Below are 8503 nucleotides of genomic sequence, written 5' to 3'. Positions count from 1 at the left end.
TCTGCGTCTAGCGATTCTGAATTCAAGGTCAAAGGCAATTTAGCCGCAGATGCACGCAGATGAACGCGGATAAGGGCAAGGTCACAGGCAAGGACAAGTTTTACCACCCGAGCCACAGAGGACACAGAGTAAAAACGGGAGAAAACCTTAAAGCCTGGATCTTGGGTTTAAACCCAAAAGTAGGTTCTTGGTTTAAGGTGTTATCTGTGTCCATCTGCGTGCATCTGCGGCAAAAAAGGATTGTAGGTTTTGCCTTTCTCAGATTGTAACTCCGTGCCCTCTGTGCCTCGAGCGCAGCGGGTGGTGAGATCAGATTTTCGGTTTAAGGTGTTATCTGCGACAATCTGCGCAAAAAAAGGTTGTGGATTTGGGCGGTCGAATCGCCTTTTGCAGTGAATTGATGAGGGTTTTTGTTTTGCGAAAGGACACGGCATGGGCTCTCTACTAGACAATTTAGTCCGTAACAAGGAGGACATTTTAGCGATTGCACGTCGGTATCATGCCGCCAATGTGCGCCTTTTCGGGTCGGTCGCACGCGGGGAAGATCAGGAGGAGAGCGACATAGACCTGCTGGTTGATTTTTTGCCTGGTTCTACGCTATTGGACCAGGTGGGGCTGATGCAGGAACTCTCCAGCAAACTGGAACGCAGAGTGGATGTTGTCAGCGCCCGGGCTCTGAATAAGCATCTGCGGCAGCGTGTTCTCAACGAAGCGGTCCCGCTATGAAAGACCCCGGTGTTTTTATTGCCGCAGCCCTTGAAAGTATTGCCTTGATCCGCTCCTACACGGCAGGCTACGAACTCGGAGATTTTCTTGCGGACAGAAAAACCCAGGATGCGGTCATACGCAATCTGGAAATCATCGGTCAAACCATCAAGGATTTTGGTATTGAGCTGTTGACAGCCGAAAATCCGACCATTCCCTGGCCACAAATTGCCGGAATGCGCAATGTCCTTGCTCATGAATACTTGGGGGTCGATGTGGTGCTGATTTGGGAAACCCTGGGCAGTCACCTGCCGCCATTGCAGCAGGCTCTTGAAGAAATTTATGAAAAAATGCAACGCTGAAACAAGCAATGGGTTGCTTGCGGATGGATGCAGCAAGGACAAGTTCAAAGTCAAAGGCTGTTTAGTCGCAGATGAACGCAGACAAGGCAAGGTCAAGGGCAAGGGCAAGTTTACCACCCGCTTCGCTCGAGGCACAGAGGACACAGAGGAAAAACGGGAGAAAACCTTAAGATATTCTTGGTTTTAGGTTTTATCTGTGTTCATCCGCGTGCATCTGCGGCAAAAAATAGATTGTAGGATTTGCCTTTTAGATTTTTGTCGGAAAGTGAATTCTATGAAAAAAGCAAAGAGAGCAGAAATTAATCTGCAGGAAGCTATCGAAATCCTGCGTACAGAACTGCCGCGCCTGCAACGCGAGTATGCTGTCCAATCCTTGGGGCTTTTCGGATCCTATGTGCGCGGAGAGCAACGTCGGGGAAGCGATCTCGATATTTTGGTCGAATTTTTTAAAACGCCAGGGTTGTTGCGCTTTCTCGACCTGGAGAGAGAACTTTCCCGACTTATTGGCGTGTCTGTTGATCTCGTGCAGAGAGAAGCCCTGAAGCCTGCCATTGGCAAAAGGATACTGCAAGAGGTTCGCTCCATATGAAAGGCTCGCGGCTGGTCCAGGATTATTTGCGGGATATTCTTGATGCCATGGAAAAGGCGGAGGAATTCGTCGGCGGCCTGGAGGTTGATTCGTTCAAACAAGATGATAAAACCGCCTACGCAGTAATTCGAAGTCTTGAGATTATCGGGGAAGCTTCAAAAAAGATACCGGGCGTTATGAGGCGGAGGTTCTCTAAGATACCGTGGAAAAGTTTGGCTGGGATGCGCGACAAATTGATACATGATTATATAGGGGTGAGCTTGGAGATTGTCTGGCGCACGGCCAAGGAGGACATCCCGACGGTGCGGCCGTTGCTGATTGAAATGCTTCGCCAAGTAGAAGCGGAAGAAGGAACCGTCGGCAACTTGAATCTGCCAAGCTCTTGATGTTGAATGGGGTATCTGTCGCTATCAGGCGGGATCAATCTAGGTCAAAGGCTGTTTAGTCGCAGATGGCCGCAGATGAACGCAGACAAGGCAAGGTCAAGGGCAAGTTTTACCACCCGCTACGCTAGAGCCACAGAGGATACAGAGAAAAAGCGGGAGAAAACCTTTAGAACCCGGTCTTGGTTTAAACCCAAAAAAAGAGTCTTGGTTTAAGGTGTTATCTGCGTTCATCTGCGTGCATCTGCGGCAAAAAAAGGTTGTTGATTTTGCCTTTCTCAGATTGTAACTCCGTGTCCTCTGTGCCTCGAGCGAAGCGGGTGGTGAGATCGGATTTTCGGTTTAAGGCTTTATCTGCGACAATCTGCATCAAAAACAGGTTGTGGATTTCCAGCGCAGCGGGCGGTGAACCAGACGCGCATCCCCTCAGACCGCAAAATACATCCGCTCCGACAGCTCCCGTCCCAGATTCTGCGCCCGCTGAATGAGGGGCAGGGCGTCCGCCGATTCCATCTCCCCGCACTCCTGCAGGGTGCCCACCAAGGTAAATCCACCCGTATTCAGCATGCTTCGCAGGCCCGGTCGCAGAGGGTCCGCGCCCGCACCCGGGCGCGCCGCCTTGGCGGCGCCCAGGGCGATCACCGCCGCCGGCCGGTGTTTGCGCCAGGGGTGGCTTGCGCCGTTTTCATCCCGATAGGCCAGGGCCGAACGGCAGCGTTCGAGGAGGGCGCTGCCGGGTGTCGTCAGATTGGGGGCGTTCGCGCTCAGACCCAGCACCAGGGCGTCGGCGGCAAACAGCAGGCGGCCGATGTGGTGGGCGTCGTCCTCGGGCAGGACGCATTCACCGAAGGGGTGACATTTTTGGCAATTTTGACAGGGCTGCACCTCGAGTTGGTGGGCGTCGACCCACTGAATCTTATGGGATGCCGCGATACCGTCGCAAAGACCTTTGAGCAGCTTTAATTCCGCCGGATTTTTCACACAGTGGTCGTTCAGGATCAGGACATTCACGGTGTTTCCCCCGCCTCATGGAATAATGAAATAAATACAGTATCTTGCCCTGCGTTCGGAGCCAACTCGGCCACGAAGTTTGGCACCTGGCTGCATCGTATAAAGGGGTCAATGTTCGAGGGTTAATATACCACGGCTTTTGAATTGATCAAGGACTCTAATGTTAAAAATGTGGAGATGGTTCGAAGCTTTCGCTTGCCGTTTTGACGTCCCTTGCAAGTCCTCAAAAAATGTTGCTTTTTTCCTTTATTCAAAATTTCCCCTTCAAAAAATTGACTCCTTCTCTCTTCGGCATAGGGACTTGAGGGTGGAGGGAGGTACAGCCAAGGCATCGGCTAACAGGTATTTGCCCTCGTATTTTCGGGTATATGGGTGACACTATGTCGCAAAAAACAGTCGTATAAATAAAATTATTAAAATGCTTGCATGCCCTGGAAAAGGCCGCTATTCTTGCCCCCATACGTCAGAAGTTTGACTGCGGCCACCTTCAACCAGAGATTTCATGCCATGTTGACCTTTAAAAAACATTGTCCTGCTTGCCGCGGTTCCGCCTGTGAACGCATCCCCCGCAACTGGTGGATGCGCCTTCTGCCCTGGAGTCGGTTCTATCTCTGCCACCATTGCGGCCATCGTTTTGTCCGTTTTTTCAAAGCGCTTTCCTTCACCCTGTAAAACGCCGGTCCCTGTCGTGAAGGGTTCGAACCGGGAGGGAATAACCGCAAACTATGACCTGACAGGTAAAAGATTAGAATTCTTGATTCCCTTCTGAAGTCGTTGTATGTTTTGCCCCATTTCCATGCGTCTTTAGGGTGAGGGTCCTGCCATGCCGCGGCTGCAATTGTTTTATGTATTCATGACATCTCTGTTTTTGGCCCTGGTCATGGTGCCGGGCCTGCGCCGCTGGGCCATCGAGAAGCGCCAACTGGACCAGCCCGACCATCGCAAGACCCATGTGCGGCCCCGGCCGCGTCTCGGTGGCGTCGCCATCTTCATCGCCTTTCTCTTCGCCCTGCTGCTGTTCGACGCCATCGACCGGCAGGTGCGCGGCATCCTGGCCGGCGCCCTGGTGCTGTTTGTCACCGGCTTCGTCGACGATCTCTACGGCCTCTCCCCGCGGCACAAGTTCCTCGGCGAGATCGTCGGCTGTCTGGTCACCATCGTTATCAGCGGCCTGTATATCGGCCAGCTCGGCAACCTGTTCGGCACCGGCGTCATCCAGTTGCCCATGTGGGCGGGAGCGCCCTTCACGGTCTTCGCCGTGGTCGGCGTGGTCAACGCCATCAACCTCCTCGACGGTCTCGACGGCCTGGCCGGCGGTTTCTCCGCCCTGGCCCTGGGGGCCTTCCTGCTGCTGGCCATGGAGGTCGGCAACGCCCCGGTCATGACCCTGTGCGCCGCCCTCATGGGCGGGCTGTTCGGCTTTCTGCGCTACAACGCCTATCCGGCCCGCATCTTCATGGGCGATGCCGGCAGCCTGACCCTCGGCTTCCTGCTCGGGTTCCTGGCCGTGTTCCTCACCCAGCAACCGGCCGCCGGCGTCCAGCCCGTGATCCCCTTCATCCTCCTCGGCCTGCCCATCATCGACACCCTGCGGGTCATGGGCGAGCGCCTGTTGCAGGGCGGCCATCCCTTCCGGCCCGATCGCACCCACGTCCATCACCGCATTCTCGATCTCGGCTTCAGCCACCGCTTCACGGTGCTGGCCCTCCATGGCCTGACCCTGCTGTGGGCCCTGGTGGCCCTGTTTCTGCGCCAGCTGCCCGAGCACGTGCTGCTGGCCGGTTATCTGCTGTTGTCCCTGGTCTTCTACGGCGGCCTGCGGGCCCTGGGGCGGCAGCGGGAGCGCTGGCCCCTGTTCCGCAACGATTCCGAGCACAGCCTGCGCGAGACCGCCCTCTACCGCACCCTCAGCGGCTGGGTGGCCAAGACCAACCTGCTGCTGACCCTGGCCCTGATCCTGTTTCTGGTGCGCGCCGGGGTTCATCCGGTGCGCCTGGACGGCCAGAGCCTGGTCCTGTCCCTGCTGCTGCCGGCCGTCAGTATTCTGACCCTGCTCATGACCCGCAGCTACCGGCATCCCTTCCTGCTCAGCCTGCTGTTCAGCGCCGGCCTGTTCATCGCCTTCCTCACCGGCGAATTTCAGCACGCCGCCGGCGCAGCCTCCCTGCTGCCCGGCTTCCTCAACAGCCATCTGTTCGTGCTCAGCGCCGCGGTCATCGGGCTGCGCATCCTGTTCCGCCAGGACGAACCCTTCCACGGCCACAACTCCCTGGATCTGCTCCTGGCCGCCATGTGCCTGTCCGTCGCCGTGTTCGCACCGGCCCTCAACCTGGATGACCGCCTGCCCGAGGTCATCTTCAAGGGCATGGTGCTGTTCGCCGCCTGCAAAATCCTCGCGTTCAAGGCCCAACCCCTGTTCCGCTGGGTGTTCATCGGCATGCACGGCGTGCTGCTGACCTTCGTGGTGCGGGGCATGGTGGGGTGAGATTAAAGTTCTTGCATTTTGTCAGTGGTAGCGCTATGGTCCTGCAGAACCGAAAAGGGAAAAATTGGCCCCGGAATTGCTAAGTTAACCTCCGTGGCAAGGTTGTGTCATACTGTTGACACGGGGGCGGCAGGGGGACGGGTTTTAAGGTTTGTCTGCGATAATCTGCGCAATCTGGCCTCTAAGAGGTTCGAATTCAAGGTCGAAGGCAATTTTGCCACAGATGCACGCAGATGAACGCGGATATGGGCAAGAGCAAAGGCAAGAGCAGGTTTTACCACCCGCTACGCTCGAGGCACAGAGGACACAGAGGAAAAGCGGGAGAAAACCTTAAACTCCTGTTTTGGGTTAAAACCTAGAAAAAGGTTCTTGGTTCTTGGTTTTAGGTTGTATCTGTGTTCATCAGCTTGCAACTGTGGAAAACAAAGATTTTTGATCCACAGGCAAGGGCTATTTAGCCGCAGATGAACGCAGATACACGCGGATAGAGTAAAAACCAAAGGAAAAAGGCTTTGGTCTTTGGTTTAACCCTAAAAAAGGTTCTTGGTTAAAGATTTCATCTGTGTTTATCAGCGTGCATCTGCGGCAAAAAAGGTTGTGGAGTTCCAGCGAAGCAGGCGGTGAAACAGGTGTTAGTTTTTAGGGTTTTATCTGCGAACATCTGCGCAATCTGCGTCTCGAGGTTTTGAATTCAAGGTCAACGGTCATTTAGCCGCAGATGAACGCAGATACACGCGGATAGGGGTAAAAACAAAGGAAAAAGGCTTTGGTCTAGGGTTTAACCCTAAAAAAGGTTCTTGGTTAAAGAATTCATCTGTGTTCATCTGCGTGCATCTGCGGCAAAAAAGGGGTTATGGATTTTTAAGGTTTTGTCTGCGAACATCTTCGCAATCTGCGTCTAGAGATTTTGATTTCAAGAGCAAAGGTACTTAGCCGCAAATGACTGCAGATACACCCTGATAAGGAAAAAATCAGTTTATTGTAGTTTGCAATAAAATTTTTATGGGTTTGCCATGGTTCGCGATGAAGCCTATTACAACAGTGTGACAGAGCAGATCATTGGCTGTTCGTACAAGGTTGCTAACATACTTGGGGCCGGTTTTTTAGAAAAGGTCTACGAAAATGCACTTGCTTATGAGTTGGAAAAATCAGGCTTAACTGTAGTTATTCAAAAGCCTGTCCAGGTTTACTATGATGGACATTTGGTTGGTGACTATGTTGTTGATTTGCTCGTCAATGATGAAATCATTGTGGAATTGAAGGCAATTAAGAAAATCGACGAAATACATATCGCTCAATGTTTAAATTATTTAAAAGCAACCGGAAAGAAGGTGGCTTTGCTGATAAATTTCGGAAATTCGAAGGTTCAGGTAAAAAGAGTGGTTGTAGGTAATGGTTAGGTTTTTAAATTTAAAAGCAATTTAGCCGCAGATGAACACAGATACACGCGGATAGGGCAAAAACCTAAAGGGACAAAGGCCTTGGTCTTGGGTTTAACCATAAAAAGGTTCTTGGTTTAAGGTTTCATCTGCGTTCATCTGCGTGCATCTGCGGCAAAAAAGAGGTTGTGGGTTTTAAGGGTTCTGTCTGCGAAAATCTGCGCAATCTGCGTCCAAGGGTTTTGCATTCAAGGTCAAAGGCTGTTTAGTCGCAGATGGCCGCAGATGAACGGAGACAAGGCAAGGTCAACGGCAAGGGCAAGTTTTACCACCCGTTCGCTGCGCTCTCTAGAGCCACAGAGGACACAGAGGAAAAACGGGAGAAAACCTTAAAGGCTGGATCTTAGGTTTAAACCCTAAAAAAGGTTCTCAGGTTAAGATTTCATCTGCGTTCATCCGCGCGCATATGCGGCAAAAAAGGTTGTGCCTCGAGCGCAGCGGGTGGTGGGAATGAGGTTTGGATATGGATGACAAAGACTTGGAAAAAATCGAGAACTTGATGAACCGGGCCGTCCATCGGTTCAAGGGCGAAATTATACAGGCCTTTGATCAAAGAATCGGCATACTCGAAGAGAACTTGCAACATAAATTGGAGCTATTGGCCGAAGGCCATCGGATGTTGTTCGAGAAGGTGGAGTCGGCACATCACGAATCCGGTTCGCGTTTTAAAAATATTGAACAACGCATCGATGTCATGGTTGGAAATTTGGCAGATCATCGTCAAGATACCGAAGCACATAAAGGATATAAGGTTTGTGAACCTTGAACTGCAGGTTACCACCCGTTCGCTGAGCTCACTCGATGCACAGAGGACACAGGGGAAAAGCGGGAGGTAAACCTTAAAATCCGGGTGTTGGGTTAAAACATTAAAGCGAATTCTGGTTTTGGGATTCCATCTGTGTTCATCTGCGTGCATCTGCGGCAAAAAAAAGGTTACAAGTTTTATATTTATCGAATTATAAACTCTGCGCCCTCCGCGTTCTCAAGCGCAGCGGGCGGTGACAACGGTTTCAGGAGTTGGGATTATGTATCTTGAAGTTTGTGACGGGTGTTCCCATCATTCCATCAAGGAAGGCAACAGCCACTGCGGCAAGGAGGCCTGCTACAGCTACCTGGCCAAATGCATTCAGCGCAAGGCGCTGGCGGAGTTTTTGGCTCGGCATGGGTCGGATGAGGGGGTAGGGGTGCGGGTGGCTTAAGATCTGGCGCCGCTAGAAAATCAAGGTCAAAGGTCATTTATCCGCAGATAAACGCAGATACATGCGGATAAGGGCAAGGTCAAAAGCAAAGGCAGGTTTTACCACCCGTTCGCTGCGCTCCCTCGAGCCACAGAGGACACAGAGGAAAAGCGGGAGAAAACCTTAAGAACCCGGTCTTGGTTTAAACCCTAAAAACATGTTCTTGGTTAAAGATTTCATCTGTGTTCATCTGCGTGCATCTGCGGCAAAAAAGGGGTATAAGCTTTTGCCTTTCTCAGATTGTAACTCTGTGTCCTCTGTGCCTCGAGCGTAGCGGGTGGTGAGATCAGA

At 52.3% G+C, this 8503-nt stretch carries 9 protein-coding genes; 8 read left to right on the top strand and 1 reads right to left on the bottom strand.

The features are described from left to right. The first annotated feature begins 432 nt into the window (after nt 1-432). From JQN68_RS14155 to JQN68_RS14140, 4 genes are all read left to right on the top strand, one after another. The gene (locus tag JQN68_RS14155) at nt 433-726 is read left to right on the top strand and encodes a nucleotidyltransferase family protein (protein ID WP_225073898.1); all 294 of its coding nucleotides are present in this window, start codon (nt 433-435) and stop codon (nt 724-726) included. After that, nucleotides 723-1067 (top strand): HepT-like ribonuclease domain-containing protein, encoded by a 345-nt coding sequence (locus JQN68_RS14150; protein WP_225073899.1) that lies wholly within the window; start codon nt 723-725, stop codon nt 1065-1067. The genes JQN68_RS14155 and JQN68_RS14150 overlap by 4 nt, the downstream gene beginning before the upstream one ends. Nucleotides 1068-1341: 274 nt before the next feature. Further along, entirely contained in the window at nt 1342-1656 is a 315-nt protein-coding gene (locus tag JQN68_RS14145) for a nucleotidyltransferase family protein (protein WP_225073900.1), read from the top strand. Beyond that, on the top strand, nt 1653-2042 hold the full coding sequence (locus tag JQN68_RS14140; RefSeq protein WP_225073901.1) for a HepT-like ribonuclease domain-containing protein: 390 nt from the start codon (nt 1653-1655) through the stop codon (nt 2040-2042). The genes JQN68_RS14145 and JQN68_RS14140 overlap by 4 nt, the downstream gene beginning before the upstream one ends. Before the next feature lie 423 nt (nt 2043-2465). Here JQN68_RS14140 and JQN68_RS14135 read toward each other — a convergent pair whose 3' ends face one another. Then, nucleotides 2466-3050, bottom strand: a complete 585-nt coding sequence (locus tag JQN68_RS14135) for a flavodoxin family protein (protein WP_249621269.1) — start codon at nt 3048-3050, stop codon at nt 2466-2468. 823 nt (nt 3051-3873) lie between these two features. Here JQN68_RS14135 and JQN68_RS14130 point away from each other — a divergent pair. From JQN68_RS14130 to JQN68_RS14115, 4 genes are all read left to right on the top strand, one after another. Then, complete coding sequence (locus JQN68_RS14130; protein WP_249621268.1) at nt 3874-5535, top strand: glycosyltransferase family 4 protein; 1662 nt, start codon at nt 3874-3876, stop codon at nt 5533-5535. Nucleotides 5536-6548: 1013 nt separating this feature from the next. Then, nucleotides 6549-6935, top strand: a complete 387-nt coding sequence (locus JQN68_RS14125; protein ID WP_225073784.1) for a GxxExxY protein — start codon at nt 6549-6551, stop codon at nt 6933-6935. A gap of 502 nt (nt 6936-7437) precedes the next feature. Next, the gene (locus tag JQN68_RS14120; RefSeq protein ID WP_225073785.1) at nt 7438-7740 is read left to right on the top strand and encodes a hypothetical protein; all 303 of its coding nucleotides are present in this window, start codon (nt 7438-7440) and stop codon (nt 7738-7740) included. A 259-nt stretch (nt 7741-7999) separates the two neighbouring features. Beyond that, nucleotides 8000-8173, top strand: a complete 174-nt coding sequence (locus JQN68_RS14115) for a hypothetical protein (protein ID WP_225073786.1) — start codon at nt 8000-8002, stop codon at nt 8171-8173. Nucleotides 8174-8503: the final 330 nt, after the last annotated feature.

The organism is Desulfuromonas sp. CSMB_57, from assembly GCF_020194955.2.
In the GTDB taxonomy this organism is placed as follows: domain Bacteria; phylum Desulfobacterota; class Desulfuromonadia; order Desulfuromonadales; family Syntrophotaleaceae; genus JAFCIY02.
This window is presented reverse-complemented; position numbering and strand designations above follow the sequence as displayed.

What these genes read in the sequence shown, in the direction of transcription:
- JQN68_RS14155 (WP_225073898.1), top strand. Translation starts at nt 433, where the DNA reads ATGGGCTCTCTACTAGACAATTTAGTCCGTAACAAGGAGGACATTTTA.
- JQN68_RS14150 (WP_225073899.1), top strand. Translation starts at nt 723, where the DNA reads ATGAAAGACCCCGGTGTTTTTATTGCCGCAGCCCTTGAAAGTATTGCC.
- JQN68_RS14145 (WP_225073900.1), top strand. Translation starts at nt 1,342, where the DNA reads ATGAAAAAAGCAAAGAGAGCAGAAATTAATCTGCAGGAAGCTATCGAA.
- JQN68_RS14140 (WP_225073901.1), top strand. Translation starts at nt 1,653, where the DNA reads ATGAAAGGCTCGCGGCTGGTCCAGGATTATTTGCGGGATATTCTTGAT.
- JQN68_RS14130 (WP_249621268.1), top strand. Translation starts at nt 3,874, where the DNA reads ATGCCGCGGCTGCAATTGTTTTATGTATTCATGACATCTCTGTTTTTG.
- JQN68_RS14125 (WP_225073784.1), top strand. Translation starts at nt 6,549, where the DNA reads ATGGTTCGCGATGAAGCCTATTACAACAGTGTGACAGAGCAGATCATT.
- JQN68_RS14120 (WP_225073785.1), top strand. Translation starts at nt 7,438, where the DNA reads ATGGATGACAAAGACTTGGAAAAAATCGAGAACTTGATGAACCGGGCC.
- JQN68_RS14115 (WP_225073786.1), top strand. Translation starts at nt 8,000, where the DNA reads ATGTATCTTGAAGTTTGTGACGGGTGTTCCCATCATTCCATCAAGGAA.